This is a genomic window from Burkholderia sp. Bp9004 (assembly GCF_003858025.1).
GTDB classification, from domain to species: Bacteria; Pseudomonadota; Gammaproteobacteria; order Burkholderiales; family Burkholderiaceae; genus Burkholderia; species Burkholderia diffusa.
Map to the genome: position 1 here is coordinate 40,460 of NZ_QTQD01000007.1, position 17,854 is coordinate 58,313.

The window sequence follows — 17,854 nt, forward strand, 5'->3', positions numbered from 1 at the left end:
ACGCGCGGCGGACATCGTTGTTCTCCTTGTTGTCGGAGCGGCTGTCGCGGGGCGCGAACAGCGCTTGCCAGTGCGACAGCAAGATCCGTGCGCCGCCGCGGGATCCGCCGCCCCGCCCACGTCGAAACGGTTGGGGCAGGCGACGATCCGGTGCTAGGTGTTTATACGTATGCCGATACCGATATCGCTTCAATCCAATATTTCATTGGAAGGTTATCGGACTTGTTTCTAGACTGATCCGGGGCGTACATACCGGGCCGGCCGCATGCGCCGGCCGGCACCGCCCCGAACCGCACCCGCGCCACGCAGAACCACAACAGCACGGCATCGCGCCAGGCAGGCGCCGCGGCATACAACGACATCATCGGAGACGGACCATGACATTCATCAGGAAGCTGACGGCCGGTGCGCTCGTCGCCGCGGCGACGGTATTCGCTTCGGGTGCGCACGCGCAGCAAAAGCCGATCACGCTCGGGTTCTCGCAGGTCGGCGCGGAAAGCGCGTGGCGCACCGCCAACACCGTGTCGGTGAAGAGCGCGGCGAAGGACGCCGGCATCAACCTGAAATTCTCGGACGCGCAGCAGAAGCAGGAGAACCAGATCCGCGCGATCCGCTCGTTCATCGCGCAGAAGGTCGACGTGATCGCGTTCTCGCCGGTCGTCGAGTCGGGCTGGGAGCCGGTGCTGACCGAAGCGAAGGCGGCCCATATTCCGGTGATCCTGACCGATCGTGGCGTCGACGTGAAGGATCCGTCGTTGTACGTGACGATGATCGGCTCCGACTTCCTCGAGGAAGGGCGGCGCGCCGGCCACTGGATGGAAGAGCGCTTCAAGAACGATGCGGGCCCGATCAATATCGTCGAGCTGCAGGGCACGGTCGGCTCCGCACCGGCCAACGATCGCCGCGCGGGCCTGCTCGAAGTGATCAAGAACAATCCGAAGTTCAAGGTGATCGCATCGCAAAGCGGCGACTTCACGCTCGCCGGCGGCAAGCAGGTGATGGAAGCGTTCGCGAAGACCTACGGCAAGCAGATCAACGTCGTCTACGCGCACAACGACGACATGGCGCTCGGCGCGATCCAGGCGATGGAAGAGGCCGGCATCAAGCCCGGCAAGGACGTGAGCGTCGTATCGTTCGATGCGACCAAGGGCGGCTTCCAGGCGATGGTCGCCGGCAAGATCAACGTCGACGTCGAATGCAGCCCGCTGCTCGGGCCGCAGCTGATGACCGCGGTGAAGGACGTGGTCGCCGGCAAGCAGCTGCCGAAGCGCATCGTCACGAACGAGACGGTGTTCCCGATGAGCGTCGCGGCGCAGGTGCTGCCGACCCGCAAATACTGAGTCCCGGCGGACGCGGGCGGCGGCGCGGCTGCCGCCCTCAGCCTTCCGCCTCGAATCGAGGGCGATCCATGACGAATCCGCCGGTGGTCGAGATGATCGGCATCGACAAGGCGTTCCCGGGCGTGAACGCGCTGCAGCGCGTGAACTTCCGGTTGTTTCCGGGCGAAATTCATGCGCTGATGGGCCAGAACGGCGCGGGCAAGTCGACGCTGATCAACGTGCTGACCGGCGTGCACGCGCACGATGCGGGCGAGATTCGCGTCGGTGACGCACCGGTGCGGTTCGCCGCGCCGCGCGAAGCAGAGGCGGCCGGAATCCAGACGCTGTACCAGGAAGTGAACCTGTGCGCGAACCTGTCGGTCGCCGAGAACATCTTCGCGGGCCGGCAGCCGATGCGGCGCGGCGCGATCGACTGGAAGACGATCCATGCGCGCTCGCGCGATGCGCTCGCCGAGCTCGACCTGTCGCTCGACGTCACGCGCTCGCTCGACGCGTATCCGATCGCGGTGCAGCAGATGGTCGCGATCGCGCGGGCCGTGTCGGTCGATGCGCGCGTGCTGATTCTCGACGAACCGACGTCGAGTCTCGACGACGGCGAGGTTGCTCGGCTCTTCGACGTGCTGCGCCGACTGAAGGCGTCGGGGATGGCGATCCTGTTCGTCACGCACTTTCTCGAACAGACCTATGCGGTGTCCGACCGGATCACGGTGATGCGCAACGGCGAGCGCGAAGGCGAGTACCTCGCGCGCGACCTGCCGGTCGATATGCTCGTCGCGAAAATGACCGGCCGCGAACCGATGTCGGGCAAGCTGCAGGCAGGCGCGGCGGCCGTGCAGCGGGATGCCGATGCGGCCGCGCCATTCCTGTCGATGCGGCAGGCAGGCCGGCGCGGGATGATGAGCCCGCTCGATCTCGACGTGCGGCCCGGCGAGATCGTCGGGCTGGCCGGGCTGCTCGGCTCGGGGCGCACGGAAACCGCGCGGCTCGCGTTCGCGGCCGAGCGCACCGACACCGGCGCGATCGAGATCGACGGCGCGCGCAAGCGGCTCGCGTCGCCGCACGATGCCGTGCGCAACGGGATCGCGTATTGCCCTGAGGATCGCAAGAAGGAGGGGATCGTCGCGGCGTTGTCGATCCGCGAGAACATCGTCCTCGCGCTGCAGGCTCGGCGCGGCTGGTGGCGGCTGATCGGCCGCGCGCGCCAGCGCGAACTCGCCGAGGCCTACATCGCGAAGCTCGGCATCAAGGCGCGCGACGCGGAGCAGCCGATCGGGCTGTTGTCCGGCGGCAACCAGCAGAAGGTGCTGCTCGCGCGTTGGCTAGCGACGGAGCCGAAGCTGCTGATCCTCGACGAGCCGACGCGCGGCATCGACGTCGCCGCGAAATTCGACATCATGGAGCGCGTGCTCGCGCTGTGCGCGCAGGGGCTCGCGATCCTGTTCATCTCATCGGAGATCAGCGAAGTGGTGCGCGTGAGCCACCGCATCGCGGTGCTGCGCGACCGCCGCAAGGTCGCCGAACTGACCGGTGCCGAGGCGTCGGAGGAACACGTGTATCAACTGATCGCGGGAGGCCGGTCATGATCCGGTTACGCACGTTGCTTCGCCATCCGCTCGTATGGCCGGTGCTGACGCTCGCGCTGCTGTTCGCGCTCGACGTCGCGCATCGGCCGGGCTTCCTGTCGATCGCGGTGCTCGACGGCCACTTGTTCGGCGCACCGATCGACATCCTGAATCGCGCGGCACCGCTCGTGATCGTGTCCCTCGGCATGACGCTCGTGATCGCGACGCGCGGGATCGACATCTCGGTCGGCGCGATCGTCGCGATCGCCGGCGCGGCCGCGGCGATCGTGCTCGACGGCGATCCGACGCGGGTCGGCACGGCGCTGGCGGCTGCGCTATGCGTGGGGTTGCTCGCAGGGGCATGGAACGGTGTGCTCGTCGCGTTCGTCGGGATGCAACCGATCATCGCGACGCTGATCCTGATGGTCGCCGGACGCGGTATCGCGCAGTTGCTGACGGGCGGACAGATCATCCCGATCGGCGCGCCGGGCTACCTCGAACTCGGTGGCGGCTATCTCGCGGCCGTGCCGTGTTCGGTCTGGATCGCGATCGCGACGATCGCGGCGACCGCGCTGCTGGTGAACCGCACGGCGCTCGGCCTGTTCATCCGCGCGATCGGCGTGAACCCGGTCGCGACGCGGCTCGTGGGCTTGCGCGCGGGGGCGGTCGTGTTTGGCGTATATCTGTTCTCCGGCGTCATGTCGGCGCTCGCCGGCATCCTCGCCAGCTCGAACGTGCGCAGCGCCGACGGCAACAACGCGGGGCTGCTGCTCGAACTCGACGCGATCCTCGCGGTGACGCTCGGTGGCACGTCGCTGCTCGGCGGCCGCTTCAGCCTCGCGGGTTCCGTGCTCGGCGCGCTGATCATCCAGACGCTCACCTACACGACTTATTCGATCGGCGTGCCACCGGAGGCGACGCTCGTCGTGAAGGCGCTCGTCGTGATCGTCGTGACGCTGATCCAGTCGGACGCGGCGCGCGGGCTGGTGATCCAGCGTGCGTCGCGGCTGCTGTCTTCCACCCGCTCGCGCGCCACCACCGGAGCCACGCCGCGATGAAACGATTCTTCGCATCGCTTACCGACCCGCGCACGTTGCCGATCGTCGTGACGATCGTGCTGTTTGCCGCACTGTTCGGCTTCGGATCCGTGATGTACACGGGCTTCTTCTCGATGCAGGTGCTGACCGGGCTGCTCGTCGACAACGCGTTCCTGCTGATCGTCGCGATCGGGATGACGTTCGTGATCGTGTCGGGCGGTATCGACCTGTCGGTCGGCTCTGTCGTTGCGCTGACAACGATCTTCTGCGCGGTCGGCGCCGAGCGATTGCACTGGCCCGTCTGGGCGATCGTGCCGCTCGTGCTCGTGTTCGGCGCGCTGTACGGCGCGGCGATGGGCGCGCTGATTCATTACTTCAGGTTGCAGCCGTTCATCGTCACGCTCGCCGGGATGTTTCTCGCGCGCGGCGCATGCTTTCTCATCACGACGCAGTCGATCACGATCAACGAGCCGACCTTCCATGCGCTCGCGGGCATCAGCGTGCCGGTCGGTGGCGGGACGCTGAGCGCCGGTGCGCTGATTGCGCTCGCGACGCTGGCCGCCGCGATCTACGTTGCACATTTCACGCGCTTCGGCCGTAACGTGTATGCGGTCGGTGGCAACGAGCGATCGGCGCTGCTGATGGGGCTGCCGGTCGCGCGCACGAAGGTCGGCGTGTATGCGCTGAGTGGCTTCTGTTCGGCGCTCGGTGGCGTGGTGTTCACGCTGTACGTGCTGTCCGGCTACGGGCTGCAGGCGCAGGGGATGGAGCTCGACGCGATCGCTGCGACCGTGATCGGCGGCACGCTGCTCACGGGCGGGGTGGGGTACGTGATCGGGTCGGTGTTCGGCGTCGGTATCCTCGGCACGATCCAGGTGCTCATCACGTTCGACGGCACGCTGAGTTCGTGGTGGACGCGGATCGTGATCGGCGCGCTGCTCTGCGTGTTCTGTCTGCTGCAGCGGGTCATCGAGCGGCACGCGGCGCGGCGGCGTAGCGGCGGGACGGGGCTCGATCCGAAACGGCGGAAGCGGGAAGTCGCGCAGGCCGGGTCAGCTGCGCCGGGTGACGATGCGGCACTGGTGTCGACGATGCGGCGGTTGTGGCGATTCACACCGTCGGCGGCGCGCCGGTGACGGGTACGCAGGTCCGGCCATATCCCTATCCGGTTCGGCGTTGAACGACGCATCGGCGATGCCGACAGGTTTTGGCGACTCGGCCGGCCGCTCGATCGCGAGCAGGTCCAGCGCATCGAGCGGATCCCGTACCGCCGCAGGTCCGAGGTGGCTGATCACGCGGGCGTAGTTCCGCGAATCTGACCCTGCCTCGTTTTCACGTACAGCGACTCATGCGGCGATCAAGCTGGCCTCGTAGTCGACGGGGGGCGGAAGTCGATCGAGGTATGCAGGCGTTGCCGATTGTAATAGCCCTCGATCCAATCGACGATATCCAGACGGGCGTGGGCACGCGTTTCGTAGTGAGGCTGGTAGATTCTTTCGACCTTCAGCGTCTTGAAGAAGCTCTCCATCGGGGCGTTATCCCAGGCGTTGGCACGGCGGCTCATCGAGACGTTTATCTGGAACGCGGCGGTCAATTTCCGGTACGCGCGACTGGCATATTGGGCTCCACGATCGGAATGCAGCAGCAATCCCGGTGGCGGTTTGCGTTGCCAGCACGCGCTGCGCAACGCCTGGCAGACCAGATCCGCGTTGATCCGCTCGGACATCGACCAGCCGACGATGCGCCGGCTCGCCATCCAGGATCGCCGCCAGATATGACCAGCCCTCGCTAGTCCTGACAAAGGTGATGTCGCTTACCCAGGCTTGATTGGGCCGCCAGCCGTCGAAACGCCGATCTAACAGATTCGGCGCCACCGGTAGGCGATGCGTCGAATCCGTCGTCACCCGATACGGGCGCTTGTAGACCGGGCGTAGCCCCTGGCGTTGGAGGCTGCGACGCGCGCGTTCGGCGCTCGCCGGCCGACCCTGAGCACGCAACTGTCGCACGATACGAGCACGGCCATAGCTGCCGCGGCTAGCGCGATGAATGGCGGCGACCTCAGCGTCTAACATGGCATTGGCCAGTGCCCGCCGACTTGGCTCCCGGCCGCGCCACTGGCATCGCGCTGATCACGGCACCAGTTCCCCAGTGTCGCCACCGGCACGCCCAGTCTACGTGCGGCCTCATGCTGACCGACGCTCCCAGCCAGCCGCACTGCCTCTACCTTGAATTCCTTCGTGTACTGCCGTCTTGGTACCACGTTCTCTGCCATGCTCTTCTCCATACAGGCAAAAAGTTATCAAACTTTTTGCTGTACGTGGATTCAGGGCAGGGTCACTCTTCGTCGAGCTGCCGTTCTGAACGACGTGCGCACGCGTTTCGCCGACGCATCCGATACGTCGGGAGACAGGCCTCGTGCAGCGTCGATCGGTCGAGCGGTCGAGCGTGACACCACCCGTTGACAACACAACGAACCGTTCGGGGTTTGCGTCCCGTTCGGCTTTTCATGGCGCCGGAGCAATTTGGAGGAAAGGGATGTCGGGCTATCGCGAATTGAAGGCGCAAGCCGATGAACTGATGAAACGTGCCGAGGAAGCGCGACAGGCTGAACTCGAGACCGTGCTGCAGGAGGTCCGTACCCGTGTCGCCGAATATGGGTTGACCCCGAGACAGATATTCGGCCGTCAGGGCAGTGCCGCAAGGGCGGCGCGAAAAACGGCTGCCGTCGCGCCCAAGTACCGCGATCCGAACACCGGGGCGACGTGGTCCGGCCGGGGACGCGAGCCGGCATGGATCAAGGGGAAGCGCCGCGAGCGCTTCCTGATCGAACGCCAGGAGGGTTGAACGCGACATTGCGCGATGCCCATAAAATGGAGGCGTCCGCCGACCCGTGCTTCGCCAGGACCCTGGCGACGAGCGGGCCGGCTTACTCGCGACCTCCAAGGCCACTATGGAAATCAAATGGATCGAGGATTTCCTCGCGCTCGCGCAATACCAGAGCTTTTCCCGCGCGGCTGAATTTCGCAACGTCACGCAGTCGGGCTTCAGCCGCCGCATCCAGTCGCTCGAACAGTGGATCGGCTCCGAGCTGATCGACCGCAGCAGCTTTCCGCCGGTGCTGACGCCGGCAGGGCGCCTGTTCCGCGAAACGGCCGAGGACGTCATCAGCCGCCTGTACGATACCCGCGCGATCATCCGCACCGAGCAGCGGATCGCCGGCAAGAGCCTGCAGATCGCCGCGGGCCACACGATCGCGCTGAGTTTCCTGCCGGCCTGGCTCAAGGCGCTCGCCCCGCATTTCGGCGAAGTGCGGGCGCGTGTCATTCCGACGAACGTCCACGACTCGATCCTGATGCTCGTCAACGGCAACTGCGAGCTGATGTTTGCGTATCACCATCCCGAGCTGCCGCTCCATCTCGACCCTGCGAAGTACGAGCACCTGACAGTGGGCCTCGACACGCTGATGCCGGCGTGCCGGCCGAACCGTCGATCGGCGCCCGCGTTTCGCCTGCCCGGAACGAAGCAGAATCCGCTGCCGCTGATTACCTACACGGAAACCAGCTACTTCGGCCGCTGTCTCGCGCTGCTGCTCGGCCGCGCACCGGATGCGCCGACCTTGCAGCTGCACTACGAATCAGACATGGCCGAAGTGCTCAAGAAGCTCGTGATGGAAGGCGAGGGCGTCGCGTGGCTGCCCCGGAGCGCGATCGCCGCCGAACTGGCGGCCGGCGACCTCGTGCCGGCCGGCCCGGCGGCGTGGAACCTGGAAGTCGAGCTGCGCGTGTATCGCGACGTGTCCAATCGCAGCGAATTCCTGGACTCGCTCTGGCAGCATCTGCGCGCGGCGCCTGCCCGGCTCGGCTGAATCAGGGTTTTCCCGCGTTATGCGACGCTCGCATACCGCCATGTTGCACTGGCATCACGGTTTTTTCGGCCGTTCCTACCATTCGTTCCAACGGCACATGCGACGCGTGACCTGCGTCGCGCGGCCTTCTTCGCAGCGCGCTCGCCGCCTTCCGGCGGCCGAGTGCCACCCAAGGACGAATGGACATGAAAAATCGCCTCACCTTAAGCATCGCAGTCGGCATGATCCTCGGTGTCATCGCCGGTTATGCGTGCCACGCCAACATCACCGCCCCGGCCACGCTCAAGATGATCGCCGGCTACTTCTCGATCGTCACCGACATCTTCCTGCGCCTGATCAAGATGATCATCGCGCCGCTGGTGTTCGTGACGCTCGTGTCCGGCCTGGCCGGCATGGACAGCGGCGAGGACGTCGGCCGCATCGGCCTGCGCTCGATCGGCTGGTTCATCTGCGCGTCGCTGATTTCGTTGATTCTCGGCCTCGTGATGGCCAATGCGCTGCAGCCGGGCGCCGGTCTCAACCTCACGGAGACCGCCGGCGAGGTCAACACCGGACTGAACACCGCCGCGCTGAACGCCCGGGACGTGATCACGCATGCGTTCCCGACCAGCCTGCTCGATGCGATGGCGCGCAACGACATCCTGCAGATCCTGGTGTTCTCGGTCTTTCTCGGCGTTGCGCTGAGCGCGTTGAAGCGTGACCAGCGCGTCGGCGCCGTGATCCAGGCGATCGACGGGATGGTGCCGGTGATGCTGCGCCTGACGAACTACGTGATGCGCGCGGCACCGCTCGGCGTGTTCGGTGCGATCGCGTCGTCGGTCACGCTGCGCGGGCTCGACGTGATCTACACGTACGGGAAGCTGATCGGCGCGTTCTATCTCGGCTTGCTGGTTCTCTGGGCGATCCTGATCGGCGTCGGCTACGTGTTTCTCGGGCGGCGCGTCTGGCGCCTGCTGAAGGTCGTGCGCGAGCCCGCGCTGATCGCCTTCTCGACCGCCAGCAGCGAGGCCGCCTATCCGCGCCTGACCGAGCAGCTCGAGCAGTTCGGCGTCGACAAGAAGGTGGTGGGCTTCACGCTGCCGCTGGGTTACGCGTTCAACCTCGACGGATCGATGATGTATCAGGCGTTCGCGGCCATCTTCATCGCGCAGGCGTTCGGCGTGCACATGCCGCTGTCGGAGCAGGTGTTCATGCTGCTGGTGCTGATGTTGAGCAGCAAGGGCATGGCGAGCGTGCCGCGCGGCTCGGTGGTCGTGGTCGCGGCGGTCGCGCCGATGTTCCATCTGCCGGTGGCCGGCGTCGCGATGGTGCTCGCGATCGACCAGATCCTCGACATGGGCCGCACGATGACGAACGTGATCGGCAACAGCGTGGCGACGGCGGTGATCGCGAAGTGGGAGAGCCGGCGCGCCGCGCAGTCGCAGGGTGCCGTATTCGACCAGCCGGAGCTGAACGCATGATGTGCACGGATAGCGTGAATGCCCGGCGGAAATTCGGCGTGGTCGGCGGCCTGGGGCCGCTGGGCAGTGCCGACGTGTTCTTCAAGATGGTGAAGGCGACGCCGGCGTCGTCCGACGAGGAACATGCCGAGATGATCTTCGAGCAATACCCGTTCAAGGGCTCGGGGTCGGGCAGCGCGGCGACCATCGAGCGCAAGCTGTACGTGTTCGACATGATCCGGCAGTTCGAGAAGCGCGGCGTGACGACGGTCGTGCTGCCATGTTTCCTGAGCCACACGTTCATCGACGAATTGAAGGCGAATACGCGCCTGCCGATCGTGGACATCGTCGAAGCCGTTCGCTACCACGTGCGGTGCAAGTACCCGGACGCGACGCGCATTGGCGTGCTGGCTTCCGACTACGTGCGGGACAAGCGACTCATCGAGACGTATTTCCCGTCACCGCAGTTCGACGTCGTTCACCCGCGGACGCATGACGGGATCGATCTCGTGACGGAAGCCATCTACGGTGCCGATGGCATCAAGCGCGGCAATCTGTGCGGCCGGCCGGTCGAACTGCTGCGCCGCGCATGCGAGGACCTGATCGATCAGGGCGTGCAGGTGATCGTCCCCGGCCTGACCGAGATCGCGCTGGTCGCGGGCGAAATCGGCCCGCTGCGCGTGCCGGTCGTGGATTCGAACCTCGCATATGCGCAGTACGCGGTGACCGGGCACGCCGGCTCACGCGCGGCGCCGTTCAAGGTTGGCGTGGTCGGCGGCGTCGGGCCGGCCGCGACGGTCGATTTCCTGGACAAGATCGTGCGCAACACGCCGGCGTCCCGTGATCAGGAACACATCAAGCTGCTGGTCGAACAGAACCCGCAGATTCCCGACCGGACCGAGAACCTGATCGGCACCGGCGCGGACCCGACGATCTCGTTGTACGCGACCTGCAAGAAGCTCGAGGACGGCGATGCCGACGTCATCGCGATTCCGTGCAACACCGCGCATGCGTTCGTCGAGCGGATCCAGCCGTACCTCGGCATTCCGATCGTCAACATGCTGACCGTCACGGTCGCCTACCTGCGCGACACCTATCCGGCGCTGCGGGAGGTCGGGGTGCTCGCGACGTCCGGCACGATCGAAAGCGGGGTCTACCGGAAGGCGCTGGAGTCGCAAGGGCTTCGGCAAGTCGCGCCGGGGCCGGCATTGCAGGCGCGCGTGATGGCAGCGATCTACGGGAAGCGGGGCGTCAAGGCCGGCTTCACGTCCGGACAGTGCGAGGAAGATATCGGGGCGGCCATCGAGGCGATGATTGCCGAGGGCGTGAGCGTAATCGTGCTCGGCTGTACGGAACTGCCGCTCCTGCTTCCTGGCGGTGAATATGTTGCGCGGAACGGGAGGCGCGTGACGCTCGTCGATCCAACCGATGTGCTGGCCCGCACGTGTATTGCGTATGCGATGGCGGGCGGCGGGTGAGCCGCGGTTTGCCCCGCAGAAGTCGACGGCGCACGCCGCTCGGCCTGCTCGTGGAAAACTGTATGAATATACAGTATAGTATCCGTCGAACTCGAGCGGCGCGGGCATGACCCGTGCGGCACGTGCGCCGCGCCTGCGGGCATCCGCCGCAGCGTTCCGGCACCGTGAATTCCGGCTAACTCATCCAGACGGGCAGGCAAATTGTCATTCAGCAATCTGATCCGCATTCGCGGAGCACGTCAGCACAACCTCAAGAACCTCGATCTCGACCTGCGCACCGGCGAAATGACGGTCGTCACCGGCCCGTCGGGCTCCGGCAAGTCGAGCCTCGTGTTCGACACGCTGTACGCGGAAGGCCAGCGGCGCTACGTCGAAACCTTCAGCGCGTATGCGCGGCAGTTCCTCGACCGGATGGACCGCCCGCAGGTCGAGCGCGTCGACGGCGTGCCGCCCGCGATCGCGATCGACCAGACCAACCCGGTCCGCAGCTCGCGCTCGACCGTCGGCACGATGACCGAGCTCAACGATCACCTGAAGCTGTTGTACGCGCGCGCGGCCGAGCTGTTCGACCGCCAGACCGCGCGGCAGGTGCGGCATGACACGCCCGAGACGATCTACGCGGAACTCGTCGAGCGCACGCGCGCCGACGACCCGCGTGTCGTCGTCACGTTCCCGGTCGAGTTGCCGGAAAGCGCGTCCGAAGAAGAAGTCACGCAGTGGCTGTCCGCGAGCGGCTACACGCGCGTGCAGGCGCAGCGTGAAGTCGCGTCGCCTACGGGCCCGCGCAAGCTGCTCGACGTGGTGGCCGACCGCTTCCGCGTGCAGCAGGCCGACAAGGTGCGCGTGGTCGAGGCGATCGAGGCGTCGCTGAAGCGCGGCGGCGGCCGCGTGAACGTCTACGTGCTCGCGCCGGAAGCGGAAAACGCGCTCGCCGAGCCGCAGGTGTGGCGTTTCTCCACCGGGCTGCACGACCCTGACAGCGACCTGCGCTACGCGGAGCCGCAGGCGGCGCTGTTCTCGTTCAACTCGGCCTACGGCGCATGCGAGACCTGCCGCGGCTTCGGCCGCGTGATCGGCGTCGATCTCGGTCTCGTGATCCCCGACGCGCGCAAGACGCTGCGCGGCGGCGCGATCAAGCCGATGCAGACGCCCGCCTGGAAGGAGTGCCAGGACGACCTGATGCGCTACGCGGCGAAGGCGGACATCCGCCGCGACACGCCGTGGTCCGACCTGACCGACGCCGAGCGCGACTGGGTGATCAACGGCTCGCCGGACTGGAACGGCAAGTGGCAGAGCCAGTGGTACGGCGTGAAACGCTTCTTCGGCTATCTCGAATCGAAAGCGTACAAGATGCATATCCGCGTGCTGCTGTCGAAGTACCGCAGCTACACGCCGTGCGAGGTCTGCGGCGGCGCGCGCCTGAAGACGGAATCGCTGCAGTGGCGGCTCGGCTCGAAGGCGAACGCCGATACGGTGCTGGCGCCCGCGAATCGCTTCATGCCGCGCGGCGTCGACTGGACGCGCGCGCAGCTCGAGGCGCTGCCGGGCCTGACGGTGCATGACCTGATGCTGCTGCCGATCGAGCGCATTCGCCGCTTCTTCGACGAGATCACGCTGCCGAGCGCGCTGCTCGACGATGCGTTGAAGCTGCTGCTCGCCGAGGTGCGCACGCGCCTCAAATACCTGTGCGACGTGGGGCTCGGCTACCTGACGCTCGACCGGCAGAGCCGTACGCTGTCCGGCGGCGAGGTGCAGCGGATCAACCTGACCACGGCGCTCGGCACGTCGCTGACCAAAACGCTGTTCGTGCTCGACGAGCCGAGCATCGGCCTGCATCCGCGCGACCTCACGCGGATCGTCGAGGCGATGCAGCGGCTGCGCGACGCGGGCAATACGCTGGTCGTCGTCGAGCACGATCCGTCGGTGATGCTCGCGGCAGACCGGCTGATCGACATGGGTCCGGGCCCCGGCGAGCGCGGCGGCACGATCGTCTACGACGGCACGCCGGGCGACATTCGTTCCGCGCACACGCTGACGGGCGAGTATCTCGGCGGCCGCAAGCACGTCGCGCATGCGTCGAACTGGGCGCGCCGCCCGGTGGACGCGAACACGCCGCGCATCGTGCTCGAAGGCGCGACCGAGCACAACCTGCGCGACGTGACGGTCGAGATTCCGCTGCAGCGGCTCGTGTGCGTGACGGGCGTGTCGGGTTCCGGCAAGTCGACGCTGCTGCAGGACGTGCTTTATCCGGCGATGGCGCGCCATCACGGCAAGGCGACCGAGTCGCCCGGCGCGTTCCGCAATCTCACGGGCGCCGACCAGGTCGGCGACGTCGTGTTCGTCGATCAATCGCCGATCGGCAAGACCACGCGCTCGAACCCGGCTAGCTACGTCGGCGCGTTCGACGAGATCCGCAAGCTGTTCGCGAAGGCGCCGCTCGCGCTGCAACGCGGCTACGGCGCCGGCACGTTCAGCTTCAACTCGGGCGACGGTCGTTGCCCGACCTGCGGCGGATCGGGCTTCGAGCACATCGAGATGCAGTTCCTGAGCGACGTCTATCTGCGCTGCCCGGATTGCGACGGCAGCCGCTACCGCGCCGAGATTCTCGAAGTGCGCATCGAGCGCGACGGCCGCGCGCTGAACATCGCCGACGTGCTCGACCTGACCGTCAGCGAAGCGGCCGCGTTCTTCGCGGCCGATGCCGAGGTGCTGCGCGTGCTGCAGCCGATCGTCGACGTTGGCCTCGAATACGTGAAGCTCGGCCAGCCGGTGCCGACGTTGTCGGGCGGCGAAGCGCAGCGGCTGAAGCTGGCCGGCTTCCTCGCCGAATCGGCGGCCGCCGCGGGCGGGCGCCGGGTCGCGAGCGAGGAGGCGCGCGTCGCGCGCGCGAAGCTGTTCATGTTTGACGAGCCGACCACCGGGCTGCACTTCGACGACATCGCGAAGCTGATGCAGGCGTTCGGCAAGCTGCTCGCGGCCGGACATTCGCTGATCGTGATCGAGCACAACCTCGACGTGATCCGCGCGGCCGACTGGCTGATCGATCTCGGGCCGGAAGGCGGCGACGGCGGCGGCCTCGTGCTGTGCGCGGGCACGCCCGACGACGTGAAGGCGTGCGCGCAATCGCATACCGGCGTCGCGCTGCTGCAGTACGACCGCGCGATGGACGGCGAAACCGCGCTCGCCGACGAAGGCGTGCCGCTGCAGGCCGTGCTGAACGCCGCCCGCGAGCGGCGCGCGATCGAGGGCGAGGACGTCGTGCGGATCGTCAACGCGCGCGAGCACAACCTGAAGGCACTCGACGTCGACATCCCGCACGGCAAGTTCAACGTGATCACCGGCGTGTCGGGGTCCGGCAAGTCGACGCTCGCGTTCGACATCCTGTTCCACGAAGGCCAGCGCCGCTACCTCGAATCGCTGAACGCGTATGCACGCTCGATCGTGCAGCCGGCCGGGCGGCCTGAAGTCGATGCGGTGTACGGCATTCCGCCGACGGTGGCGATCGAGCAGCGGCTGTCGCGTGGCGGCCGCAAGAGCACGGTCGCGACCACGTCCGAAGTCTGGCACTTCCTGCGGCTGCTGTACGTGAAGCTCGGCCTGCAGCATTGCATCCACGACGGCACGCCCGTCACGTCGCAAACCGTCGAATCGATCGCCGCGCAGCTGCTGCGCGACCATCGCGGCGAGCACGTCGGGCTGCTCGCGCCGCTCGTCGTCAACCGCAAGGGCGTCTATACCGACCTCGCGAAGTGGGCGAAGGCGCGCGGCAGCACGCATCTGCGCGTGGACGGCGAGTTCGTGACGGTCGATCCGTGGCCGAAGCTCGATCGCTTCCGCGAGCACACGATCGAATTGCCGGTGGCCGACATCGTCGTGTCGCCGGACGACGAGGCCGAGTTGCGGCGCGTGCTCGACGAGACGCTCGAGCTCGGCAAGGGCGTGATGCACCTGCTCGCGCCGCTCGACGGGCTGCACCAGGCGATGCAGAACGATCATTCGACCGCGCGCGTCGGCGAGATCAAGGTGCTGTCGGTCAAGCGCGCGTGCCCGGTGTGCGGCACGAGCTACCCGGAACTCGATCCGCGGATGTTCTCGTACAACAGCAAGCACGGCTGGTGCACGACCTGCGTCGGCACCGGGGTCACGCTCACGCGCGAACAGCGCGCGGCATACGACGATACCGTGCTCGCCGGGGACGATCGCGGCCGCGAGCAGACTTTGCCGTCGGACGAGCAGGAACCGGAAGGCGTCGGCAACGAGCCGTGTCCGGATTGCGGCGGCACGCGCCTGAATCCGTCCGCGCGCGCGGTCACGTTCGACGCGCATCCGATCGTCGAGGTCGCGCAGTGGACGGTGTCCGATACGCGCCGCTGGATCGACGCGCTGGAACTGACCGGCCGCGACGCGCAGATCGCGCGCGACATCGTCAGCGAGATCGGCAGCCGCCTCGCGTTTCTCGAGGAAGTCGGGCTCGGCTACCTGAGCCTCGATCGCGCGGCGCCGAGCCTGTCGGGCGGCGAAGCGCAGCGCATCCGGCTCGCGGCGCAGCTCGGCAGCAACCTGCAGGGCGTGTGCTACGTGCTCGACGAGCCGACGATCGGCCTGCATCCGCGCGACAACCAGATCCTGCTGGACGCGCTGCGCAAGCTCGGCGACAAGGGCAACACGCTCGTCGTCGTCGAGCACGACGAGGACACGATTCGCCGCGCCGATCACATCATCGACGTGGGCCCGGGCGCCGGCAAGCGCGGCGGCACGCTGGTCGCCGAAGGGGCGGTCGCCGATCTGGCCGCACAGCCCGATTCGGTCACGGGCCGCCTGCTCGCGCACCCGATGACGCACCCGCTGCAGCCGCGCCGTGCGGTGAGCCTCGCGGGCAAGAAGGGCGCACCGGCGGTGCCGGAGGGCTGGCTGACCGTGCACGGCGCGACGCTGCACAACTTGCATGACGTCACGGTCGGGATTCCGCTCGCGCGGCTCGTCGCGGTGACGGGCGTCAGCGGTTCGGGCAAGTCGACGCTCGCGCGCGATGTGCTGATGACGAACCTGCTCGATGCGGTCGGCCGCTCGGTGCTGTCGTCGCCGGCCACGCGGCGCGCGCGCAAGGCCGCGCAGCAGGATGCGCCGGCCACCAACCGCCGCTCGAGCGTGCTCGCGCGTAGCGCGCCGCGCCCGTCGCTGAACGTCACGCATGCGTGGCAAGGCTGCGAGTCGCTGAGCGGCTGGGAACAGATCGACCGCGTGCTCGAAGTCGACCAGACGCCGATCGGCAAGACGCCGCGCTCGTGCCCGGCTACCTACATCGGCGTGTGGGACACGATTCGCAAGCTGTTCGCCGATACGCTGGAAGCGCGCGCGCGCGGCTACACGGCGTCGCGTTTCTCGTTCAACACCGGCGACGGGCGGTGCCCGGCCTGCGAAGGGCAAGGCGTGCGCACGATCGGGATGAGCTTCCTGCCCGACGTGAAGGTGCCGTGCGACGTGTGCCACGGGCAGCGCTTCAATCCGGAGACGCTCGCGGTCACGTGGCGCGGCCGGAACATCGGCGACGTGCTGACGATGGAAATCGACGAAGCGGTGGAGTTCTTCGCGCCGATTTCGAACATCGCGCATCCGCTGCAGCTGATGAAGGACGTCGGCCTCGGCTATCTGACGCTCGGCCAGCCGTCGCCGACGCTATCCGGCGGCGAGGCGCAGCGGATCAAGCTCGTCACGGAGCTCACGAAGGTGCGCGACGACATCACGCGGCGCGGCCAGAAGGCGCCGCATACGCTGTACGTGCTCGACGAGCCGACGGTTGGTCTGCATATGGCCGACGTCGCGAAACTGATCCGTGTGCTGCACCGGCTGGTCGACGGCGGGCATAGCGTCGTCGTGATCGAGCACGACCTCGACGTGATCGCGGAAGCCGACTGGATCATCGATCTCGGGCCGGAAGGCGGCGTGGGCGGCGGCACGATCGTCGCGGCGGCGCCGCCGGAAGGGCTCGCGCAGGTGAAGGCGAGCCATACCGGGCAGGCGCTCAAGCCCGTGCTGGCGCGAACGGCGACGGAAGACGATGAGACGGCGCGGCAGGGAGAAGCGCGGGTCGGTTGAACGCGGTGCATCATGTGAGCGGCCCCGGTGTCTGATCAGGCACCGGGGCCGCTTTTACGTTCGTCCGTGCGGTCAGCCGCGCAATCTCATTCACCCTTGACGCCGATCGTCTCGATGATGGTCTCGAGTTGCGGGCTCATCGGCAGGTTGAGGCTCATGCCCGACGGAAGCGGACGCAGGAACCAGCGCTTGTACTGACGCGTGATCTCGCCGTCGACGGCCAGTTCCTCGAACGTGCTCTTCACGACCTGCGCGAGCTGCGGATCGTCCTTGCGGAACATGATTCCGTACGGGTCGTATGACAGGAAATCGCCAACCACGTCGTACTGGCCACCCTTGCCCGCATTCTCGGCAATCAGGCCGTACAGCAGCACGTCGTCCGTCGCGAACGCATCGGCCTGACCATTCGCGACGAGCGCGAAGCCCTGCGCATGGTCCGGCACCACCTGCAGCTGGATCCCGAGCCTGAACCGCGCGTCCAGGTCGCGCAGCGCCTTCTCGTTGGTCGTGCCGGCCGTCACCGCGACCTTCTTGCCCGCGAGATCGCGGAACGAGCGAATCGGCGAGCCTCGCTTCACCATCACCTTCGTGCCGGCCACGAAGATGATCGGCGAGAACGCCACGCGCTTCTGGCGCTCCAGGTTGCTCGTCGTGGAGCCGCATTCCAGATCGACCGTGCCGTTGACCACCGCGTCGATGCGGTTGTCGGAAGTGACCGGCACCCAGCGGATCGTCAGGCTCCTGTTGACCGCATCCTCGATCGACGACACGAGCGCCTTGCAGAGCTCGATCGAATAACCGATCGGCTGTTTGCGCGCATTCAGGTACGAGAACGGGATCGACGCGTCGCGATAGCCGAGCGCGATCGTGCCGCTGCTGCGCACCTTCGCGAGCGTGCCGGTCAGTTGGGCCGGCGCGAACGGCTCGACGCGCGGCGTCGGGGACGGCGCATCTTCTGCGTGCGCGGTTGCGCCCGCGGCAAGCAGGCCTGCGAGCGCGAGCGCACGCCAGAATCGCTGCATCTTCATCGTCGGGCC

General features: G+C 67.1%; 10 protein-coding genes and 1 pseudogene. 9 read left to right on the forward strand and 2 right to left on the reverse strand.

Annotated elements, in window-relative coordinates; genetic code table 11:
* Positions 1–377: 377 nt before the first annotated feature.
* From DIE08_RS10415 to yjfF, 4 genes are all read left to right on the forward strand, one after another.
* Positions 378–1,340, forward strand: coding sequence for an ABC transporter substrate-binding protein (locus DIE08_RS10415; RefSeq protein WP_059529188.1), 963 nt, complete (start codon positions 378–380; stop codon positions 1,338–1,340).
* A 68-nt stretch (positions 1,341–1,408) separates the two neighbouring features.
* Positions 1,409–2,923 carry a sugar ABC transporter ATP-binding protein gene (locus DIE08_RS10420; protein WP_124901838.1) on the forward strand — a complete coding sequence of 505 codons (1,515 nt, stop codon included), beginning with the start codon at positions 1,409–1,411 and terminating at the stop codon, positions 2,921–2,923.
* Positions 2,920–3,960, forward strand: coding sequence for an ABC transporter permease (locus DIE08_RS10425; RefSeq protein WP_124901839.1), 1,041 nt, complete (start codon positions 2,920–2,922; stop codon positions 3,958–3,960). Before DIE08_RS10420 ends, DIE08_RS10425 begins: the two co-directional genes overlap by 4 nt.
* Positions 3,957–5,075 (forward strand): galactofuranose ABC transporter, permease protein YjfF, encoded by a 1,119-nt coding sequence (gene yjfF / locus DIE08_RS10430; protein ID WP_124901840.1) that lies wholly within the window; start codon positions 3,957–3,959, stop codon positions 5,073–5,075. Before DIE08_RS10425 ends, yjfF begins: the two co-directional genes overlap by 4 nt.
* 210 nt (positions 5,076–5,285) lie before the next feature.
* Here yjfF and DIE08_RS10440 read toward each other — a convergent pair.
* Positions 5,286–6,223, reverse strand: a pseudogene (locus DIE08_RS10440) (IS3 family transposase).
* 251 nt (positions 6,224–6,474) lie between these two features.
* Here DIE08_RS10440 and DIE08_RS10445 point away from each other — a divergent pair.
* From DIE08_RS10445 to uvrA, 5 genes are all read left to right on the forward strand, one after another.
* Complete coding sequence (locus DIE08_RS10445) at positions 6,475–6,783, forward strand: H-NS histone family protein (protein WP_124627347.1); 309 nt, start codon at positions 6,475–6,477, stop codon at positions 6,781–6,783.
* Between the two features lie 106 nt (positions 6,784–6,889).
* On the forward strand, positions 6,890–7,804 hold the full coding sequence (locus DIE08_RS10450) for a LysR substrate-binding domain-containing protein (protein WP_124901842.1): 915 nt from the start codon (positions 6,890–6,892) through the stop codon (positions 7,802–7,804).
* A gap of 185 nt (positions 7,805–7,989) precedes the next feature.
* Positions 7,990–9,264 carry a dicarboxylate/amino acid:cation symporter gene (locus tag DIE08_RS10455; protein WP_124901843.1) on the forward strand — a complete coding sequence of 425 codons (1,275 nt, stop codon included), beginning with the start codon at positions 7,990–7,992 and terminating at the stop codon, positions 9,262–9,264.
* On the forward strand, positions 9,261–10,721 hold the full coding sequence (locus DIE08_RS10460) for an amino acid racemase (protein WP_409360395.1): 1,461 nt from the start codon (positions 9,261–9,263) through the stop codon (positions 10,719–10,721). Before DIE08_RS10455 ends, DIE08_RS10460 begins: the two co-directional genes overlap by 4 nt.
* A 201-nt stretch (positions 10,722–10,922) precedes the next feature.
* A complete protein-coding gene (gene uvrA / locus DIE08_RS10465; RefSeq protein WP_124901844.1) occupies positions 10,923–16,817 on the forward strand; it encodes an excinuclease ABC subunit UvrA in 5,895 nt (1,964 codons plus the stop codon).
* A gap of 86 nt (positions 16,818–16,903) precedes the next feature.
* On the opposite strand, the gene DIE08_RS10470 is transcribed toward uvrA, so the two are convergent.
* Complete coding sequence (locus DIE08_RS10470) at positions 16,904–17,845, reverse strand: amino acid ABC transporter substrate-binding protein (RefSeq protein WP_124901845.1); 942 nt, start codon at positions 17,843–17,845, stop codon at positions 16,904–16,906.
* Between the last annotated feature and the right edge of the window lie 9 nt (positions 17,846–17,854).

Bases quoted from the DNA above. Each gene is read 5' to 3' on its own strand.
- DIE08_RS10415 (WP_059529188.1), top strand. From the start codon at position 378: ATGACATTCATCAGGAAGCTGACGGCCGGTGCGCTCGTCGCCGCGGCG.
- DIE08_RS10420 (WP_124901838.1), top strand. From the start codon at position 1,409: ATGACGAATCCGCCGGTGGTCGAGATGATCGGCATCGACAAGGCGTTC.
- DIE08_RS10425 (WP_124901839.1), top strand. From the start codon at position 2,920: ATGATCCGGTTACGCACGTTGCTTCGCCATCCGCTCGTATGGCCGGTG.
- yjfF (WP_124901840.1), top strand. From the start codon at position 3,957: ATGAAACGATTCTTCGCATCGCTTACCGACCCGCGCACGTTGCCGATC.
- DIE08_RS10445 (WP_124627347.1), top strand. From the start codon at position 6,475: ATGTCGGGCTATCGCGAATTGAAGGCGCAAGCCGATGAACTGATGAAA.
- DIE08_RS10450 (WP_124901842.1), top strand. From the start codon at position 6,890: ATGGAAATCAAATGGATCGAGGATTTCCTCGCGCTCGCGCAATACCAG.
- DIE08_RS10455 (WP_124901843.1), top strand. From the start codon at position 7,990: ATGAAAAATCGCCTCACCTTAAGCATCGCAGTCGGCATGATCCTCGGT.
- DIE08_RS10460 (WP_409360395.1), top strand. From the start codon at position 9,261: ATGATGTGCACGGATAGCGTGAATGCCCGGCGGAAATTCGGCGTGGTC.
- DIE08_RS10470 (WP_124901845.1), bottom strand. From the start codon at position 17,845: ATGAAGATGCAGCGATTCTGGCGTGCGCTCGCGCTCGCAGGCCTGCTT.